The sequence below is a fragment of the Flavobacterium sp. genome (assembly GCF_046293665.1).
In the GTDB taxonomy this organism is placed as follows: Bacteria; Bacteroidota; Bacteroidia; order Flavobacteriales; family Flavobacteriaceae; genus Flavobacterium.
In genome coordinates this window covers 237,818-256,843 of the sequence record NZ_JBKBOL010000001.1, presented here as the reverse complement: position 1 = coordinate 256,843, position 19,026 = coordinate 237,818, and the positions used below count along the sequence as shown (strand labels likewise).

Here is a 19,026-nt window from a genome sequence, read left to right as displayed (position 1 = left end):
TATTGAAATACCCCTGTCTCTTTAATGATTAAATTTGAAGAAAACATGGGTATTATTTGTTTAAATACAATTGTAAATAACATATTATGTCATTAAAGCGAGTTGTAGTAACAGGTTTGGGGGCCTTAACACCAATCGGGAATTCCATCGAAGAATATTGGAATGCACTGATCAGCGGTAAAAGTGGTGCCGCGCCAATCACCTATTACGATACTGAAAAACACAAAACAAAATTTGCCTGCGAAGTTAAAAACTTCAATATCGAAGATTTTATGGACCGCAAGGAAGCTCGCAGAATGGACAAGTTTGCACAATATGCCATTGCTGCCAGTGAAGAAGCAATAAAAGATGCCGGAATTACCAATGACAATGTAAACAAACAGAGAGTTGGAGTGATTTGGGGCGCCGGAATTGGCGGATTGGAGACATTTCAAGAAGAGGTAATGAGTTACGCAGCCGGAGACGGAACGCCAAGATTCAACCCTTTCTTTATCCCAAAAATGATTGCCGATATTGCTCCTGCTCACATTTCTATGAGAAATGGCTTTATGGGCCCCAACTATACAACCGTTTCTGCTTGTGCTTCTTCTGCCAACGCTTTGATTGATGCATTCAATTACATTCGTTTAGGTATGTGTGATGTTATCATTTCGGGTGGTTCAGAAGCAGCTGTTACTATTGCCGGTATGGGTGGATTTAATTCAATGCAAGCTTTGTCAACTCGAAATGAAAGTCCGGAAACAGCTTCAAGACCTTTTGATGCTACCCGTGATGGATTTGTTTTAGGCGAAGGCGCAGGTGCTTTGGTTTTAGAAGAATACGAACATGCAAAAGCCCGTGGGGCAAAAATATATTGTGAAATCGGTGGTGGCGGAATGTCATCAGATGCTTATCACTTAACGGCACCACATCCGGAAGGAATCGGGGTTATTGCCGTTATGGAAAACACTTTGCGCGATGCCGGAATGAAACCGGAACAAGTTGATCACATCAACACACACGGTACGTCAACACCACTTGGTGATGTGGCCGAGTTGAAAGCCATTAGCGCTGTTTTTGGTGATCATGCGAAGAACATTAATATCAATTCAACCAAATCGATGACTGGTCACCTACTTGGAGCTGCCGGTGCGATTGAAGCGATTGCCTCGATTTTGGCTATGAAACACGGAATCGTTCCTCCAACCATTAACCATACAGTTGTGGATGAAAACATAGATCCTTCTTTGAACTTGACTTTAAATAAAGCCCAAAAGAGAGAAGTGAATGTTGCAATGAGTAATACTTTTGGTTTTGGCGGACACAACGCTTGCGTTTTATTCAAAAAAATTGAAGACTAAGATTAGATGAAAATTCTAAAAAATATATTTAAAAATTCCCGTTCGTCAGAGGACGGGATTTTTTTTACTGAAATTCAAAAAGTTATTGGTTTTAAACCCCAAACCATTACCTACTATGAAAAAGCTTTTACCCATCGGTCGACTAACCGAACCGATTTGAAAGGCAATCCGATGAATTATGAACGTTTGGAGTTTCTTGGAGATGCAATGCTAAGTGCCGTAATTGCTGCTCATTTGTACAAAGAAGCACCAGCCGGTGATGAAGGTTATTTAACCAAAATGCGCTCCAAAATTGTCAGTCGGGAACATTTAAATGAATTGGGAAGAGACTTAAACCTAATCCGATTTGTAGAAAGTAAAGTGCCAACCCAACATTTTGGTGAGAATATACACGGTAATATTTTTGAAGCTTTAATAGGAGCTATTTTTTTGGATAAAGGCTATGATTTTTGCCAAAAATTTATTCAAAGAAGCGTTATTATTCCTTACGTTGATATCGCTAAATTAGAAGGGAAAGTTATCAGTTACAAAAGCTTGTTGATTGAATGGTGCCAAAAAGAAAAGAAATCTTTTCATTATGATGTGTTTGACGACAATGGCATTGATGGACAAAAATACTTTGGTGTAAAATTGAGTATTGACAATAAAGTCATTGCCAAAGCCAGAGCAACTTCGAAAAAGAAAGCAGAAGAAAAAGCATCACAAAGAGCTTATTTTGCATTTCAAGAAAAAATTAACAAAAAATAATACGGATTCTCAAAAAACTATAACGTTTTCGTTCATAAAATAACGTTAACTCAATATTGAGTTGGTTAAAATCTGTGTTAGATATACTATATTTACAACTTAAATTGCAATAGTTATGTATGTTCACAAATTGCATATTGAAGAGTTTGACGAAATAGATTATCAGTTAATTGCTATACATTCGCCTTTAGAGGATTATCGATTGGCGTATTATATCAATCAAAATTTACCCATCAATCTCAAAAAGAGCAATTGCAACATCCATATCAGTAATAAAGATGGCGAAACACAGTTTACCCGTTTTATTTTTGAAGATGATAAAGATATAGCTTGGAATTTGGTCCAAAATCAGAATGACGCCATCCTTTCTTCTGAAAATAACAATCAAGGGTTGTTTGCCAATAGTAACAATGAATTTTCAGCTAAAATTTATTTGATTCCCGAATTTAAAAAGGTAGATTACTTTTTGAAAATTGAAAATGATGAAGTCGCTATTGATGTTTCAACAATTATCAACAGCCTAAAAAAAATAGATAGGATTAGTACTGTTTACGCGGTAGAAGTAGAAAAAATAAAATCAAAAAATAATTTAATTTTTTAGTTAAAATGCCAACAAGAAAAAAAACTAAAATTGTCGCCACATTAGGGCCGGCTTGTAGTTCGAAAGAGGTGATTAAAAAAATGATCGATGCCGGAGTGAACGTATTTCGTATTAATTTCTCTCATGCCGATTATGCTGATGTAAAAGAAAGAATTGATATCATCCGAGGATTGAATGATGAATTTGGATACACAACCGCAATTTTAGCCGATTTGCAAGGACCAAAACTTCGCGTAGGCGTAATGAAAGAAGATGTAGTGGTAAATCCAGGTGATATTATAACGTTTCAAACGGCAGAAGATGTTCCGGGAACGAAAGAACGCGTTTACATGAATTACAAAGAATTTCCAAGAGATGTAAATCCGGGCGAAAAAATTCTTTTAGACGATGGAAAATTGATGTTCGAAGCTTTGGAAACCAATGGTACGACAGAAGTAGTTTGTAAAGTAATTCAAGGCGGGCCGTTAAAATCAAAAAAAGGAGTAAACCTTCCAAATACCAAAGTGTCTTTACCGGCATTGACCAAAAAAGACATCAAAGATGCGCTATTCGCCATCGAACAAGAAGTAGATTGGATCGCACTTTCTTTCGTTAGAACACCAAAAGATTTAGAAGAGTTGCAAGACTTAATTGCTAAACACTCGACCTATAAAATTCCAATTGTTGCCAAAATCGAAAAACCGGAAGCCGTTGAAAATATTGATAAAATTGTAGCATTCTGTGATGGTTTGATGGTAGCTCGTGGCGACCTTGGTGTTGAAATTCCGGCACATGAAGTACCATTAATTCAAAAGAAATTAATCCACAGAGCGAAAACGGCTAGAATTCCTGTAATCGTTGCTACACAAATGATGGAAACGATGATCACCAGTTTAACACCAACGCGTGCTGAGGTAAATGATGTAGCCAATTCGGTTATGGATGGTGCTGATGCCGTAATGCTTTCCGGAGAAACTTCGGTTGGAAATTATCCGGTTGAGGTAATCGAAAAAATGACACAAATTATTGAGGCCGTTGAAGATTCACCACTGATCATGGTACCGCAAAATCCGCCTCACGTGAGAACGAAACGTTTTATTACCAAGTCGATTTGTTATCATGCTGCGATTATGGCTAATGAAATTAAGGCAAAAGCCATTTCAACTTTAACGAATAGTGGTTACACGGCTTTCCAAATTTCGGCTTGGAGACCTAAATCACATATCTTGGTTTATACTTCGAATAAAAGAATTTTAACGCAATTGAATTTACTTTGGGGCGTAAATGCATTTTATTATGACAAATTCGTGAGTACAGACGACACCGTGGATGACATCAATGACATTGCCAAAGCCAATGGTTATGTGAAAAAAGGCGACATGCTGATCAATTTAGCGGCAATGCCGGTGGCCGATAAAGGAATGGTAAATACTTTGAGAGTTTCTGAAATAGAATAATTTTATTACTTTTAGACTTTAAAATTTTTTAAAACAAGAAATATGAATTCAAACAATCCGTTTTTTAAGAACAAAACTTTTTCAAATACTTCACGTGCCAATGAAGTAGTACACGAAGCAACGGTTATTGATTACAATCAAACGATGACGGTTTCAGGAACCATCAACAAAAGTTTCCTAATGTTGGTTTTATTAATTGCTAGTGCTGCGGTTACTTGGATGATGACTTTTGACGGTCAGAATCCTATGATTTTAACCATTGGTGGTGCTATCGTTGGATTTATTTTAGTTTTGATTGCCGTATTCAAACCTCAATATTCAACTTTTTTAGCGCCTGGTTATGCTATTTTCGAAGGACTTTTCATCGGAGGTATTTCAGCTATTTTTGAAGTGATGTATCCAGGAATTGTGATTCAAGCCGTTAGCTGTACTTTTGTTACGTTTATGGTTTGTTTCGGTTTATACAAATATGGAATCGTAAAAGTAAACGACAAATTCAGATCAGTTGTGGTTGCTGCGACCTTAGCGATTGCTACTTATTATTTAATTTCTTGGTTGTTGTCGATGTTTACCAGCTTTACACCGGTTCACCACGGAAATTCATTAATTAGTATTGGAATTAGCGTATTTGTGATTGTAATTGCCGCTTTGAATTTATTCTTAGACTTCGATCAAATCGAAAAAGGCGTAGAGCAAAAAATGCCGAAATACATGGAATGGTATGGCGCAATGGGCTTAATGATTACCTTAGTTTGGTTGTACATCGAGTTCTTGAGATTGTTATCTAAATTGTCTAGTAGAGATTAATTATCGATTCACATAAAATGCAAAACCAGCTTTCGGGCTGGTTTTTTTGTGGCTAAAACTCAAACTTCAATTGTACCACAACCGTTTTTTTAATTTCAGTATTTAAATTATTCAACGAAATCCCAAGGAGTCGAACTGATTCTTTCATCCGTTCTTGAAACAAAAGCTCTTTGGCAGTCTCGAGAAGCAATCCTTTATCGGAAATAAAGTAAGGCAAGGTTTTGCTTCGTGTTTGTGTCGTAAAATCGCTGTATTTGATTTTGAGTGTAACAGTTTTTCCGGAGATGTTGTGTTTTTTGAGTCTGTTTTCTAATTCGTTGGCGATGCGCTCCAACTTTTCTACCATAAAAATTTCCGAAGTCAGGTTTTCGTTAAAAGTATGCTCGGCCGCGACCGATTTGGCAATTCGATTGGGTTTTACCGCACTGTTGTGAATGCCGCGAACAATATTGTAGAAATGCAATCCGCTTTTGCTGAAATGCTCTTCGAGAAATTCTCTTGATTTTGACTTTAAATCTTTTCCGGTGAAAATACCTAAATGATACATTCTATCAGTGGTGACTTTACCGATGCCATAGAATTTTTTGATGTCTAAGTTTTCCAAAAAGCTTTCCACTTCTTCCGGATTTACGGTTTTCTGACCGTTGGGTTTGTTATAATCACTGGCAATTTTGGCCACAAATTTATTCACAGAAATTCCGGCTGAAGCAGTCAAACCAACTTCTTCAAAAATGCGTTTTCGAATTTCCTGCGCAATAAGGGAAGCACTTGGATTGCCTTTTTTGTTTTGGGTAACATCCAAATAAGCTTCGTCTAAAGACAAGGGTTCGACCAAATCGGTATACTCGTGAAATATCTTTCTGATTTGTTTCGAAATCTCTTTGTAGCGGTCAAATCTTGGTCGGACAAAAATCAAATCGGGACAATTTCTTTTGGCTTGAACACCGCTCATGGCTGAACGAACACCAAATTTTCTTGCCTCATAACTTGCCGCCGAAACCACACCGCGCACTTCGCTTCCGCCAACCGCCAATGGTTTCCCTTTAAGTTCAGGATTGTCCATTTGCTCAACCGAGGCATAGAAAGCATCCATATCGACGTGTATAATTTTTCGATATACAACTTCGGATTCCATTTTATTTGTCTTTTATAGGAAAAAAGAAAGCTAAGGGACGCGATTTAAAATAGGCCCAAGTTGAGCTAAATAAAAAGCGCAATTCCGAAATCGGAATGTTTCTGGAACGAAAAGCCAATCCTAACGAAAGTGAAAAACTCACGGCAAAATTGACAAAACCAATCAAACCAATCCCAATAATTCCCCAAATGAGTGTAGGTAATTCAACAAAAAAATTGGAACCATATAAGCCTAAAGCAAGGTTACCACTGGCAAAAGTGATATGACGAATGTCAAGATTCAAACCCAGAAAAGCTCCAATAGAAGCGGTACTTCCTAAAAACACACCAAACCAACCATTGGAAACTACGCCAGCCCAATTGTTTTCAAACCATTTGGCCATTGCATTCGTTTTTACAATCCCTAAGTTTTGTTTCAAAACAGGATGCTCTTTAATTCTGAAATACACTTGATTGTGTTTGTTTCGATTGGATATATTACCCGAAATAATACCTGAAAGGAAAAGAAAAACCCCTGCAATAGCAGCGTGGAAAAGAGCTGCAGAAGTTACCGGTGACAAATCATTCAACAATTTAGCCGATTTTTCAAAGGCAATATTATAATCTAAAAAATAGTCAATTAGCCAAATTCCAAGCATGGCTACCGGGAATGCCATAAAAACATTACCTACAAAAGCAATAAATTGAGAACGAAATAAACGCGCAAAAAGTTTGGCAAACGAGCTGTGTTTGTTTTCATTTTTAGCCTGTTTTTTCATGCCGCTTTCTAAAGCTTTAATCAAGGTAGCTGCTGTCATGGCAGGCTGTTTTGTGGCTAAAGTATACCCTAAAAGAAATATGATGATAAATCCCAAAGAATAATTTAAGCTATAATAAAAAGCATGACCAAAATCACTACTGTTCATTTTTGACAGTAGGAGTTTGATAATACACAAAATCCCAACAATAAATCCACCACCAATGGCTGCTTTAAGCATTGAAAAATATTCCGATTTGCTTTCGGTGATGTAATGTTCACCTGTTTTTGCGGTATGTTGTGTGATTTCGTAAGATATTAATTGCGTGCTTTCGTTTATGAGTTGGCGCACATTGTTTTTATGACAATTGTATTTAATTAATCGTAAAATCAATTGAATTGAGTTGTTTTTTTTGTCGATTTCTTTATTGACTACTAAAGTCGAAATCAAAACTTTTACCCTTTGTAATTGTTGTCTAATACGAAGTAAGCTTTGATTTACCTTGATGGAGATGCCAAATTTGGCGCTATTGCTAAAAGCTTTATCTACATAATTCTCACATTGTTTGTGAAAGAGAATCAATTGTTTGTAATTGATGTCTTCAGAATCTATATAGTGATTGTTACTGTGTCTTATTTTTTTTTGGATGGTATAAAGTTCGCTTTCAAAAGCTACAAATGGACTTTCAAGTTCTTCATATTCAGGAACCATTTTAATAACATCATTTTCCATAGAACGTCCGCTCATTCGTTGGGAAATGATACCCATAGCATGCATAACTTCCGAGAGCATCGATTTTTCTGTGATGACTTTATAAATGTCTTCAAAATCAAGAATATCGAACAGTCTTTGAAGTTCTTCAAGTGGAATTCGGGTAATCCAAATCGGATCAGTACTTTTAAAGAACACTTGGTTTAATACAAATTCTAATGTGTCTTTTTCAGGCTGGAAAGGCAGAATTTTGGCAAATAATCTTTGTCTTACTTCATAAATGAAATCAGAATCCCTAAGGATTCCGGTATCTGATAATACGCGGCTAAATTTTCTTTGTTTAAGTAAATCGGTTAAATGGTCTTTGAGTAGGTTTTTCTGGTGCGGATTATCAACCAAGTATTTTAAAAGCGACTCAATCGAAACAACACTAATGGTTTTAGGATTGCTAGGGCGAAAATAATTAACCAAGTCAATCAAAAACAATAGACTATCGTTGGATTTATAGCTGTTTTCATTGAAATACAACTCAAATAGATCTCCAATAGAATTAATATTTTTTTTGTGGTGGTATAGTTTCATCGATAAGGTTAGCGGCAATTAAGATTATGGTAAAAATACAATTTCAAAGTTATATATTTCTTAACTTGCTCCTAAATATACAAAGAAAAAATGGTCGAAATTGAACGTAAATTTTTAGTAGTTTCTAATGATTTTGTAAAGGAATCCTTTTCTAAAAAAAGAATTGTACAAGCTTATTTGAGTTCAAATCCTGAAAGAACGGTTCGCATCAGAATTAAAGGTGACAAAGGGTTCATTACGATTAAAGGGAGAAGTAATGCTCTAGGGACAACGCGTTTGGAATGGGAAAGAGAAATTAGTTTGGTAGAAGCAGAAACCCTATTGACCATATGTGAAAGTGGAAAGATTGATAAGATTCGCTATGAAATTAAAGTAGGTGATCACATTTATGAAGTCGATATTTTTTCCGGAGAGAACGATGGTTTAATCATAGCTGAAATCGAGTTGCAATCAGAAAATGAAGCCTTTGAAAAACCCAAATGGTTAGGCGAAGAAGTAACCAATGACGAACGTTATTATAATGCCTATTTAAGCAAAAATCCTTTTAGCAGTTGGTAGCTATTTTTTTTCTTCAACCACTTCTATTTTTACAATTACAACACCAGAATTTTTATTGGATGTAATGTCCATAAAAGCCCTGCGGCTTAAGTCAATTTCACGTACTTTCGAAAACGGACCACGATCGGTAATTTCGACTACAACCGATTTTCCGTTGGTTTCATTCGTTACTTTTATAATGGTGCCAAAAGGTAATTTTTTGTGAGCAGCGGTGTATTTATTGTTGTCAAATTTTTTTCCGCTTGCTGTTCTTCTTCCATTAAATTTATTGTGGTAATAAGAAGCGTGTGCGTTTTTTTTATACACTTTAAGTTTAGAGTTTGGGTCAATTTGTAACGTATCAGTTTCGTAAAAATTGATGGCAGACCTGCTTTTAAGTGTATCAGTAATCTGAGTGGTCTTGTCTTTGTTGTCCTTAATAGTAGTGTTTTTCTCTTTGCCTTTCTCTTGCTGAGGTTTCTCTTGTTGTGGCGGATTTTTAACGGCAAAATTGACGGCAAAAAGAGAGGTTATTATTGAAAAAGAGAGGATGATTATTTTGGTATTCATAAGGAGCATTTTAATTAGTAAATGGGTTTTGCAAAAACCGTACCTTGATAAAAAAAGTCCTGAAAAGGACTTTATTTGTTAGAACCACATTTTCCAAGGAATTCGACTCAAAATAAGAAGTAAACCCAAGCCGTAAAAAATAGCAATTGATCTAAATTTTCCGGTACTGGTAGTAGCTTTTTTGTGTTTAGACCAACCGATAGTAATCAAAACGATAGCAATAATATTGGTCAATGGATGTTCTAAAGAAGTAAGTCTCAATGCAGCATCTTTCATTTGTCCAAAAACGGCAGAACCCAGAGGTGATACAAAGTAAAGAATTAATCCAACTAATAATTGTATGTGTGTTGCAATCAAACCAAACAATGCAATTTTTCGATCTTTGGCTGTAAATTCTTTTTTGGATGACATTCCCATAAACGAATTGATAACAGCGAAAACCAATAATAATAGTGCTAAATAAGCCCAGCCAGAGTGAAATTTTTGAACAAAGTGGTACATAGTTTAATTTTTAGAATAACAAATATAGAGAAAAGGGATAAAAAAACGGCACGAATTAGTGAGGTTTTAGGTTCTGTTTAAGCTATTTCTTTTTTAAAAAATATTTTAAGAGAAATTCTGTAGAACTGTCATGGTTTTTAACAGTACCGGAATGAATTTCTTCTAAAATAGAATTTGCGAGTTGTTTTCCAAGTTCAACACCCCATTGGTCGTAGCTGAAAATGTTCCAAATAATCCCTTGAACAAAGATTTTGTGTTCGTATAAAGCGACTAGTGAACCTAGTGATTTAGGGGTTAATTTTTCAATTAAAAGCGTATTTGTTGGTTTGTTTCCGGTGAAAACTTTGAAGGGTAAAAGGGATTCTGCTTTTTCTCCGGTTACGTTTTGCTTTTCGAATTCGGCTTTGACTTGTGCTTCGGTTTTGCCATTTAGCAAAGCTTCGGTTTGAGCAAAAAAGTTCGACATCAACTTATCATGATGGTCTTGATTGCCGAACAAAGGTTGAACGTAGCCAATGAAATCCGTCGGAATCAATTTGGTTCCTTGGTGAATCAATTGGAAAAAAGCATGCTGAGAATTCGTCCCTGGTTCGCCCCAAATAATAGTTCCGGTTTGATAATTGACCGGTTTTCCATCGCGACCAACGCTTTTTCCGTTGCTTTCCATAATGCCTTGTTGTAAGTATGGCGCCAACTTTTGTAAATATTGCGTGTATGGAATTAAAGCTTCGCTTTCGGCTCCAAAAAAGTTGTTGTACCAAATGCTTAGCAATGCTAAAGTTACAGGGATATTTTTATCGAAAGATTCGTTTTTGAAATGGTCATCCATTTCATTAGCACCTTTTAATAAGTTGTCGAAATTATCGAAACCAACGGCTAAACTAATGGATAAACCCACGGCACTCCAAAGCGAAAATCTTCCGCCAACCCAATCCCACATAGGGAAAATGTTATCGGGATTGATGCCGAATTCAGTTACTTTTTGAATGTTGGTAGAAACGGCAACAAAATGCTTGGCAACATCTTCTTGTTTCGCTGATTTTAAAAACCAAGCACGAATCGTTTCCGCATTAGAAAGTGTTTCTTGGGTGGTGAAAGTTTTAGAAGCGATGACAAACAACGTCGTTTCCGGGTTTAGTTTTTTGATGACTTCATTTACGTGATCGCCATCGACATTCGATACAAAATGAACCGTTAATTGGTTTTTGTAAAACTGCAAAGCTTCAACGACCATTGCCGGACCAAGGTCTGAACCACCAATTCCGATATTCACAACATCAGTAAAAACTTTTCCTGTAAAACCTTTTCTTTGTCCCGATATAACTTCGTCAGAAAATAATTTCATCTTATTTTTTACCGCAAAAATTTCCGCCATTACATTCTCACCATCTACTAAAATATTGGCTGTTTCAGGCGAACGCAAAGCAGTGTGTAAAACGGCTCTGTTTTCGGTTTGATTGATGGTATCACCATCAAAGTATTGTGCAATGGCTTTTTTTAGATTGACTTCTTCAGCCAAATCTTGCAGTAATTTTAAAGTATCTTGATTGATAATGTTTTTAGAGTAATCTACTAAAAAATCATTCCATTGGATGTGAAATTTAGCTGCTCTTGCAGAATCATTGGCAAACATTTCCTTCATGGAAACGTTTTTCATTTGAGCATAATGCTGAATCAATTTTTGCCAAGCGTTTGTAGCTGTCGGATTTATTTGTGCTAATGCCATTATTTTACATTTGAAGCACAAATTTACAAATATAGATTGGTAAAAAAAGGATGAATATTTTACGCTAACGTTATAGTTGCTAAATATTTTCGAAATTATTTTTTAAACTTCAAATTTGCTGTACTGTCCAATACTTTTTTAAGAGGTGTAATAACTTCTAGGAATTTTTGCTTGTATTTGGCATCCATAGGAGTAGAAGTTGGCAATTTTAAACGCAAGGCATCCACTTGTACGCCATTTTGCCAGAAACGATAGCAAACGTGTGGTCCAGTGGCTAAACCTGTACTTCCAACTTTTCCGATAACTTGTCCTTGGGTTACTCTTTGGCCACGTTTGACCAGAATTTTAGACATGTGTAAGTATTGAGTAGAATAAGTTCTGTCGTGTTTTACTTTGACAAAATTTCCGTTTCCTGTGGTAAATCCGGCTTGTTCTACAACACCGGCAGCGGTTGACATAATTGGAGTTCCGGTTGGTGCCGCATAATCAGTTCCGTTATGTGCTTTCCATCTTTTTTGTACGGGATGGAATCTGTTTTTGGTATATCTAGAAGTGATATTGATAAATTTTAAAGGCGCTTTTAAGAAGAAGTTTTTCAAAGTTTTTCCTTCTTCGTCATAATATTCCAGTCTTTTTGAACTTTCATTTGGAGAGAAAGGAAAGGCGTATATTTTTTTGCCTTTGTATTCAAAAAATGAAGCTTTCAAACTATCCACACCATCATAAACGGTGTCGTTGATGTAACGTTCCGTAAAAGTTAACCCAAATTTGTCACCTTTTTGGAGTTTGAAAAAGTCGATAGACCAAGCATAAATTTTGGCAATTTTGGAGGCCAATGCAGGATCAACATTTTCTTTGGCTAAAGTTTCCGATAACGATCCGTCTAAAGCTCCGGCAATTGTTCTGGTTTTAAAGGTTAACGGCCTGGTTTTTTTATAGGCAATAATGGAATCCCTAAAATCGATTACGTAATAATTGATTTTGTCAGGTTGATAGATAAAGTATTGAATTTTATTAGATCGGTCTTTGCGGCGAAGAATAGTGAAAGGTTTCCCTTTTCTGATGTTTCTGACGTCAAAGCTGTCTTTAACTTTAGCGGCGATATCAAAAACACCTTTGTCACCTAAGTTTTGTTTGTCAATAATGCTTCCGAAAGTGTCACCTGATTTTATGGTGTCATTAACAATGTTGAAATCATTCAGATTGAATCCGAAATCGACTAATTTTGGTTTTGGTTTTTCTACAATGAACTCTTCTTCTTTTGTTTTATCACACGATATTGCAAAAGAAATAAGCACTAAGGCTAATAAGATTTTTTGAAAGATTTTCGACATCATTTTTAACTATAATCCTTCGCCCCAATTTTTTAATTCGTCTTCACTCCACAATTCAGGGAAAAAGATACGACGTTGGTATTTAGGATGCATGTATTTTTTCCAGTCGCTTCCGCCGGTTGCTTCGCCCGAACCTTGTCCACTTTCAATGTATTTTTTAGCAGCGTTTAAATGACCCATTACCCACGTAATATTGACGGTGTAATCGTAATGGCGCATGGCGTTTATTAAAGCAGCGTCTTTTTGGTCTTCAAAAGGAAGTTGTTTGAATTTTTGCCAAATATTGATGGTGTTGTATTCTTCCATATAGCGAAGAAATTCTTCACGGTATTTTTTTTCAAAATTGATTAATAATGCACTTTTTTCTCCTGTTTGATAATCTTTTCCGGCGGCTTGCCAATATAAATGTTCAAAGGCATGAGAATAAGGTGTATTTCGATCTATGTTAGCCCTGAAGCGATAATCGATCAAATTAATTAAATCGGTTGAGGAGAATTCAATCATTCGATATTGAGCGCTCTGAAACCCGCTGGCCGGAGTTAAAGTATTTCTAAATTTCATGTATTGTTCCACTTCCATACCGTCGCCCATGATGTCGAAAGATGTAGTGAGCATATCGAAATAACGACTGATTCTTCTGAGTTTTTCAGTAAAAAAAGCGGTATTGGGTTGTTCGGTATGGCATAATTGGTCGATTTCCCAAAGAATCATTTTAAACAACAATTCGTTGACTTGATGGTACATGATGAAAACCATTTCGTCAGGTAAAACAGTTCTTTGGGTTTGAAGATTTAATAAAGCATCAGTTTGAATGTAATCCCAATAAGTGATGGGTTTTGACCAAAGTAATCCTTCGAGATGGGTTTCGGTTTTTTGATTTATAGCTTCAAACTTTTGTTCTAATGCGTCTAATGTTGAGTTGTAGTTGGTTGTTTTGTTGTTCATTATTTTTTTAATTTAACCATAAAAGGATTTTTCAATCCTTTGAAGCCGTCTAAATCTGCTTTGATAGAGCCAACGGCTAAACTAGCTTTAATTCGCAAAGGTATTTTATTTTCATCATCCGAGATCCAAACGGTCAGACTTTCTTCTTCTTTAAATACTCTTCCCGATTGTACTAATGGTCTAAACACCATAGTTGAGGCTGTTCCGAATTTGGTTTTTAATTCTTCTCTACCAGTGAATTTTAATTTGAATTTAAAAACTTCGTCATCAAAAAACATGTCGACTACAATAGATTCACCCACTTTTAATTTGTCAATATTCGGATGGTTTCTCAAGTAGTAAAAGGTAGACAAGATGTCTTGGACGTTTTCAGTTACCGCAAATGTTTTTTCGGTATTGTTTTTATAATTTTTTACCAAAACTTTATTGGTTGTCTGATTAAAAAAACCTTCTTGATTTTTGGTATAACCACCTTCATCAATTTTTCTGACGAATTGATAAGGTTTGTTAGTAACTTTATCAAAATAACTCTCATAAGTGTCATCAACTTTGAAGAAGAAACGTGACATACCGACAGTATAACCTTTGCCAATTACATGATATACTTTTCGGTTTTCTTTAACCGCTTCTTTCACCTCCAAGGTTGCATAACCTGCATTGATGAAGCCGTAGTGTATTCTGAATTTAAACCATTCACCGGTATCGTAGGCTTCAGGCTTCTGATTATCAAAACTTACAGTGACAAAAAGCAACAATATAAATAAATATTTTTTCATTTTCTTTGGGGATTTTCTACTGTAAGTGCAATATCCGTTCCAAAAATACCAAAACAAAAAAACCCAGTCAAATTAATGACTGAGTTTTTATGCTATTAACCAACCAAAAAACTATAAATTATGAAAATTTATCCAAAAGTTGAGGGAACCACCCCTCTTTTTTGATGCTGCAAAGATAGTCTAACAGATTGCATTATTACAAGCAAAAAACTAACTTTAACAATAATTTAATAAAATATAAGCTTTTTTAAGGGTTGTTTTTAAATTATGTTTAACGAATTTTAATTTTTACAGTGTTCCCCGCAACATTTGTTCTCTTTCAATAGATTCAAATAACGCTTTGAAATTTCCGGCACCAAATCCTCTGGCGCCCATTCTTTGAATAATCTCAAAAAACAAAGTAGGTCGGTCTTCAACCGGTCTGGTGAAAATTTGTAACAAGTAACCTTCCTCATCAGCATCAATCATAATGCCTAGTTTTTGAAGTTCGTTAATGTCTTCTTTGAATTTATCCATATGATCTTTTAATCTTTCCGGAATAGCATCATAGTAAGCCTGTGGCGGAGTACTTAAGAATTCAATCCCTCTTGAACGCATATCCGCAACTGTTTTTAAAATATCATCTGTTGCTACAGCAATGTGCTGAACTCCTGAGCCTTCGTAAAAGTCTAAATACTCTTCAATTTGAGAACGTTTTTTTCCTTCGGCCGGTTCGTTGATAGGGAATTTGATTCTTCCGTTGCCGTTACTCATTACTTTTGACATCAAGGCCGAATATTCAGTAGTGATTTGCTTGTCATCAAAAGATAAGAAGTTTACAAATCCCATCACGTCTTCATACCATTTTACCCAAGTATTCATTTCGTTCCAACCTACATTGCCAACCATGTGGTCAACATATTTTAGCCCAACCGGTGCTGGATTATAATCGGATTTCCATTCTTTGTAGCCCGGTAAAAATGAGCCATTGTAATTTTTGCGTTCTACAAACATGTGAACGGTTTCACCGTAAGTGTAAATTCCGGCTCGAACTACTTCGCCATGTTCGTCAGTTTCTACGGTAGGTTCCATAAAGACTTTAGCGCCACGTTTTGTAGTTTCTTCAAAAGCAGAACGGGCATCTTCTACCCATAGAGCAATTATTTTTACACCATCACCGTGTTTTTTTACGTGTTCTCCAATTGGCGAATCACTATTTAAAGCAGTCGTCAATACCAAACGGATTTTGTCTTGTTTCAAAACATAAGACGCTCGGTCTTTCATTCCGGTTTCTAATCCTGCGTAGGCGTGCGATTGAAAACCAAAGGCGGTTTTGTAAAAATGAGCAGCTTGTTTAGCATTTCCAACGTAAAATTCTACGTAATCAGTTCCTAAAAGCGGCAAAAAATCTTGTGCGCCTTCAAATATTTTTTCTAGTCCGTATTCAACGGATTTTATTTCTTTTGACATAATACTTGTATTTAATAAAGCGGTAAATGAATTACCAAAAGTTGTGTTTAAATTTTAATTCATAGCCCCGATTGCAGCTGGCTACCATGTAGCGCGGAAAGCGGGAAACAGCTCCTAATTATTCTAACCAAGATTGATAATATTTATCGTCGGCGATTTTCATGGCTTCTTCGGTGACCATTAAAGGTTTGAAAGTGTCTACCATTACGGCCAATTCTTGTGTCTCTGTTTTTCCGATACTTCTTTCTACCGCTCCCGGGTGTGGTCCGTGTGGAATTCCGGCAGGATGAAGTGAAATATGTCCGGCTTCAATGTCGTTTCTGCTCATGAAATCACCATCAACATAATATAAAACTTCATCAGAATCAATATTGCTATGGTTGTATGGAGCCGGAATGGCATCCGGATGGTAATCGTATAAACGCGGAACAAAAGAGCAAACCACAAACGCATCGGTTTCAAAGGTTTGATGTACCGGTGGCGGTTGGTGAATTCGTCCGGTTATTGGTTCGAAATCGTGAATCGAAAAGGCGTAAGGATAATTGTAACCGTCATAACCTACAACATCAAAGGGATGCGTGGCATAAACCATGTCGAAAATTTCGTCTTTCTTTTTTACTTTGATGATGAATTCACCCTTTTCGTCATGGGTTTCTAACTCATGTGGACGACGAATATCGCGTTCACAGAATGGTGAATGTTCTAATAATTGTCCGAACCAGTTTCTATAACGTTTTGGTGTGTAAATTGGTCGGTGAGATTCAACGATAAACAACCGATTGTCTTCCGTATCGAAATCAATTTTGTAAATAATCCCGCGAGGAATCAAGAGATAATCTCCGTATTTGAAATCAAGATTGCCCAACATGGTTCTTAATTTTCCGCTACCGCGATGGATGAAAAGCAATTCATCGGAATCGGTATTTTTATAGAAATAATCTTTAGTCGACTGTTTGGGTGCGGCTAAAGCGATATGACAATCGGAGTTGGTTAAGACAATTTTCCGGCTTTCTAAAAAGTCGTTTTCCGGGCTGACTTGAAACCCGCGAAGGCGATAAGATTGGATGTTATTGGCTTTTGAAATCTTTGGTGCAACGCTATATTGCTTTCTTATTTCTTTGACTTGTGTTGGTCGGTGTTCGTGATAAGAATTGGTAGACATCCCGTCAAAACCTACGGTGCCGAATAGTTGTTCATAATACAAATCTCCGTTAGGTTTGCGAAAAATGGTATGTCTTTTGGGTGGAATATTTCCTAATTTGTGATATAGTGGCATAAATTTAATGGTTTAATTAAACAATTTAAAAATGTAGCAATTTGCATATTGTTACATCAAATAATTGATATATCGCCTCAACTCACTCAGGATTTCTCTTGATGAGGAATTTTAAATGTGCTAATAAATTATCCCATTTTTTCATTCATACAAATATCGGAAAAATATAAATGCTGAAAATGATAATTGTCAATTTTTATAATTGCAAAAAAGGATTAAAGAGTTTGAATGGCTCTTTAATCCTTTTTGATTAAAATTTATAATTGAATTATTCTTTATTATTTGGATTGTTTAATTTACTTCTTTTTTTACTGTATCCGAAGTAAACAATGAAACCTAAAGCTAACCATCCTAAAAGTCTTAACCAATTGGTCCATCCTAAACCATAAATCATGGCCAGACAAACTAAGATTCCTAAAATTGGCACCAATGGTACAAAAGGCGTTTTGAATTCACGTTTCATATTCGGCTCGGTTTTTCTTAAAACGATTACTGAAACACAAACTAATATAAAGGCAAATAAAGTTCCTATACTTGTCATATCACCTACAATATCACCCGGAACAAAAGCAGCGAAAAGTCCAACGATTACTAAAATCGCTAAGTTAGCTTTGTATGGTGTTTTATATTTCGGATGTACTTCACTAAACGCTTTAGGCAACAAACCATCTTTACCCATAGAGTAGAAAACTCTGGATTGACCCAATAACATTACTAGAATAACAGAAGAGAAACCGGCTAAAATAGCCACTGTTACAAATTGACCTAACCATTCGTATCCTGGCATTGAAGATGCTATAGCATTGGCTACAGAAGCTTCTTTTCCTCCTGTTCTAAAAAATTCTACCGATTCTAATCCTGTTAAAACATGTGCAAATAAGATGTATAAAACGGTACATATTGCTAAAGAGCCTAAGATTCCAATAGGCATATCACGTTTTGGGTTTTTAGTTTCTTGTGCTGCTGTACTCACGGCATCAAATCCGATAAAGGCGAAGAAAACCGTTCCGGCTGCACCAAGAATTCCCATAATACCGCCATAGCTATGGCCAATACCATGTTCGTCAGTAAAAATACCCGGTTCCGGAATATATGGAGTGTGGTTAGCATCGTCTATAAAACTCCAGCCAAAAACAATAATCATTACAACAATTGCCACTTTTACAACCACTATGATTCCGTTTACAAATGCAGATTCTTGCGTCCCTTTAATTAAAAGCAAACTGATGGCACCAACTATAAATAAAGCCGGTAAGTTGATTATTCCGTTAACACCATCTAAAGAAGTTTGGAAAGGGGAATGGCAAAATTCATACGGAATTGGGCTCACATGGAGCACATTGACCAGCAGATTATTGAGATATTCACTCCAGGCGATACCAACTGTGGCAGCACCAACGGCATATTCTAAAATTAAATCCCAACCGATAATCCACGCTAGGAATTCACCCATGGTGGCATAAGTATAAGTATAAGCACTTCCGGCAATAGGAATAGAAGAAGACAATTCAGCATAACATAATCCGGCTAAAGCACAACCGATAGCGGCTACAATAAAACCAATGGTTACTGATGGCCCGGCATTTTGAGCAGCAGCAGTCGCAGTTCTAACAAATAGACCAGCGCCAATAATCGCTCCAATTCCCAAGGCAACCAAAGACCATGCGGTTAATGTTCTTTTTAATCCTTTTTCGGATTCTGATGCTTCTGCTAACAGCAGTGCCATCGGTTTTCTTTTCCAAATCGACATAAATAGTTAGTTTAGTTAAAAGTTTTTCAAATATAGTTTTTTATGAATTATATACTGCAAAAAAATA

The 19,026-nt window shown here is 36.1% G+C and carries 17 protein-coding genes and 1 pseudogene; 7 read left to right on the top strand and 11 right to left on the bottom strand.

Annotation, left to right across the window (positions count from 1 at the left end; genetic code table 11):
- Nucleotides 1-86: 86 nt before the first annotated feature.
- The 5 genes from fabF to ACK4R1_RS01070 all read left to right on the top strand — a co-directional run bounded on the left by fabF (nt 87) and on the right by ACK4R1_RS01070 (nt 4,931).
- Nucleotides 87-1,340 carry a beta-ketoacyl-ACP synthase II gene (gene fabF / locus ACK4R1_RS01090; RefSeq protein ID WP_409682429.1) on the top strand — a complete coding sequence of 418 codons (1,254 nt, stop codon included), beginning with the start codon at nt 87-89 and terminating at the stop codon, nt 1,338-1,340.
- A 6-nt stretch (nt 1,341-1,346) separates the two neighbouring features.
- Nucleotides 1,347-2,087 carry a ribonuclease III gene (gene rnc / locus ACK4R1_RS01085; protein ID WP_409682426.1) on the top strand — a complete coding sequence of 247 codons (741 nt, stop codon included), beginning with the start codon at nt 1,347-1,349 and terminating at the stop codon, nt 2,085-2,087.
- A gap of 115 nt (nt 2,088-2,202) precedes the next feature.
- Complete coding sequence (locus ACK4R1_RS01080; RefSeq protein WP_409682423.1) at nt 2,203-2,688, top strand: IPExxxVDY family protein; 486 nt, start codon at nt 2,203-2,205, stop codon at nt 2,686-2,688.
- Between the two features lie 5 nt (nt 2,689-2,693).
- Nucleotides 2,694-4,124: a pyruvate kinase gene (gene pyk / locus ACK4R1_RS01075; protein ID WP_409682420.1), complete on the top strand. Its 1,431-nt coding sequence runs from the start codon at nt 2,694-2,696 to the stop codon at nt 4,122-4,124.
- 42 nt (nt 4,125-4,166) lie between these two features.
- Nucleotides 4,167-4,931, top strand: coding sequence for a Bax inhibitor-1/YccA family protein (locus tag ACK4R1_RS01070; RefSeq protein WP_409682418.1), 765 nt, complete (start codon nt 4,167-4,169; stop codon nt 4,929-4,931).
- A gap of 52 nt (nt 4,932-4,983) precedes the next feature.
- Here ACK4R1_RS01070 and dinB read toward each other — a convergent pair whose 3' ends face one another.
- Nucleotides 4,984-6,066, bottom strand: a complete 1,083-nt coding sequence (gene dinB, locus ACK4R1_RS01065) for a DNA polymerase IV (RefSeq protein ID WP_409682415.1) — start codon at nt 6,064-6,066, stop codon at nt 4,984-4,986.
- A gap of 1 nt (nt 6,067) precedes the next feature.
- Nucleotides 6,068-8,095 (bottom strand): recombinase, encoded by a 2,028-nt coding sequence (locus ACK4R1_RS01060; RefSeq protein WP_409682412.1) that lies wholly within the window; start codon nt 8,093-8,095, stop codon nt 6,068-6,070.
- Between the two features lie 90 nt (nt 8,096-8,185).
- On the opposite strand from ACK4R1_RS01060, the gene ACK4R1_RS01055 reads away from it, so the two are divergent.
- On the top strand, nt 8,186-8,653 hold the full coding sequence (locus ACK4R1_RS01055; protein WP_409682409.1) for a CYTH domain-containing protein: 468 nt from the start codon (nt 8,186-8,188) through the stop codon (nt 8,651-8,653).
- Here the strand turns inward: ACK4R1_RS01055 and ACK4R1_RS01050 are convergent, their stop codons facing one another.
- The 7 genes from ACK4R1_RS01050 to hppD all read right to left on the bottom strand — a co-directional run bounded on the left by ACK4R1_RS01050 (nt 8,654) and on the right by hppD (nt 15,933).
- Nucleotides 8,654-9,202, bottom strand: a complete 549-nt coding sequence (locus ACK4R1_RS01050) for a septal ring lytic transglycosylase RlpA family protein (RefSeq protein WP_409682406.1) — start codon at nt 9,200-9,202, stop codon at nt 8,654-8,656.
- Nucleotides 9,203-9,280: 78 nt separating this feature from the next.
- Nucleotides 9,281-9,703, bottom strand: a complete 423-nt coding sequence (locus ACK4R1_RS01045; protein ID WP_409682403.1) for a hypothetical protein — start codon at nt 9,701-9,703, stop codon at nt 9,281-9,283.
- 82 nt (nt 9,704-9,785) lie between these two features.
- Complete coding sequence (gene pgi, locus ACK4R1_RS01040; RefSeq protein WP_409682400.1) at nt 9,786-11,429, bottom strand: glucose-6-phosphate isomerase; 1,644 nt, start codon at nt 11,427-11,429, stop codon at nt 9,786-9,788.
- A 95-nt stretch (nt 11,430-11,524) separates the two neighbouring features.
- Nucleotides 11,525-12,763 (bottom strand): peptidoglycan DD-metalloendopeptidase family protein, encoded by a 1,239-nt coding sequence (locus tag ACK4R1_RS01035; RefSeq protein ID WP_409684037.1) that lies wholly within the window; start codon nt 12,761-12,763, stop codon nt 11,525-11,527.
- 9 nt (nt 12,764-12,772) lie between these two features.
- Entirely contained in the window at nt 12,773-13,708 is a 936-nt protein-coding gene (locus ACK4R1_RS01030; RefSeq protein ID WP_409682397.1) for a tryptophan 2,3-dioxygenase family protein, read from the bottom strand.
- Nucleotides 13,708-14,484 carry a DUF3108 domain-containing protein gene (locus ACK4R1_RS01025; protein WP_409682394.1) on the bottom strand — a complete coding sequence of 259 codons (777 nt, stop codon included), beginning with the start codon at nt 14,482-14,484 and terminating at the stop codon, nt 13,708-13,710. The genes ACK4R1_RS01030 and ACK4R1_RS01025 overlap by 1 nt, the downstream gene beginning before the upstream one ends.
- Before the next feature lie 288 nt (nt 14,485-14,772).
- A complete protein-coding gene (hppD, locus tag ACK4R1_RS01020) occupies nt 14,773-15,933 on the bottom strand; it encodes a 4-hydroxyphenylpyruvate dioxygenase (protein WP_409682391.1) in 1,161 nt (386 codons plus the stop codon).
- A 376-nt stretch (nt 15,934-16,309) separates the two neighbouring features.
- On the opposite strand from hppD, the gene ACK4R1_RS01015 reads away from it, so the two are divergent.
- Nucleotides 16,310-16,354, top strand: coding sequence for a hypothetical protein (locus ACK4R1_RS01015; protein ID WP_409684035.1), 45 nt, complete (start codon nt 16,310-16,312; stop codon nt 16,352-16,354).
- Nucleotides 16,355-16,468: 114 nt separating this feature from the next.
- On the opposite strand, the pseudogene ACK4R1_RS01010 reads toward ACK4R1_RS01015, so the two are convergent.
- Both ACK4R1_RS01010 and ACK4R1_RS01005 read right to left on the bottom strand, forming a co-directional pair.
- A pseudogene (locus tag ACK4R1_RS01010) lies at nt 16,469-17,095 on the bottom strand (homogentisate 1,2-dioxygenase); the annotation flags it as partial.
- A gap of 382 nt (nt 17,096-17,477) precedes the next feature.
- Nucleotides 17,478-18,959: an amino acid permease gene (locus ACK4R1_RS01005; RefSeq protein WP_409682388.1), complete on the bottom strand. Its 1,482-nt coding sequence runs from the start codon at nt 18,957-18,959 to the stop codon at nt 17,478-17,480.
- Nucleotides 18,960-19,026: the final 67 nt, after the last annotated feature.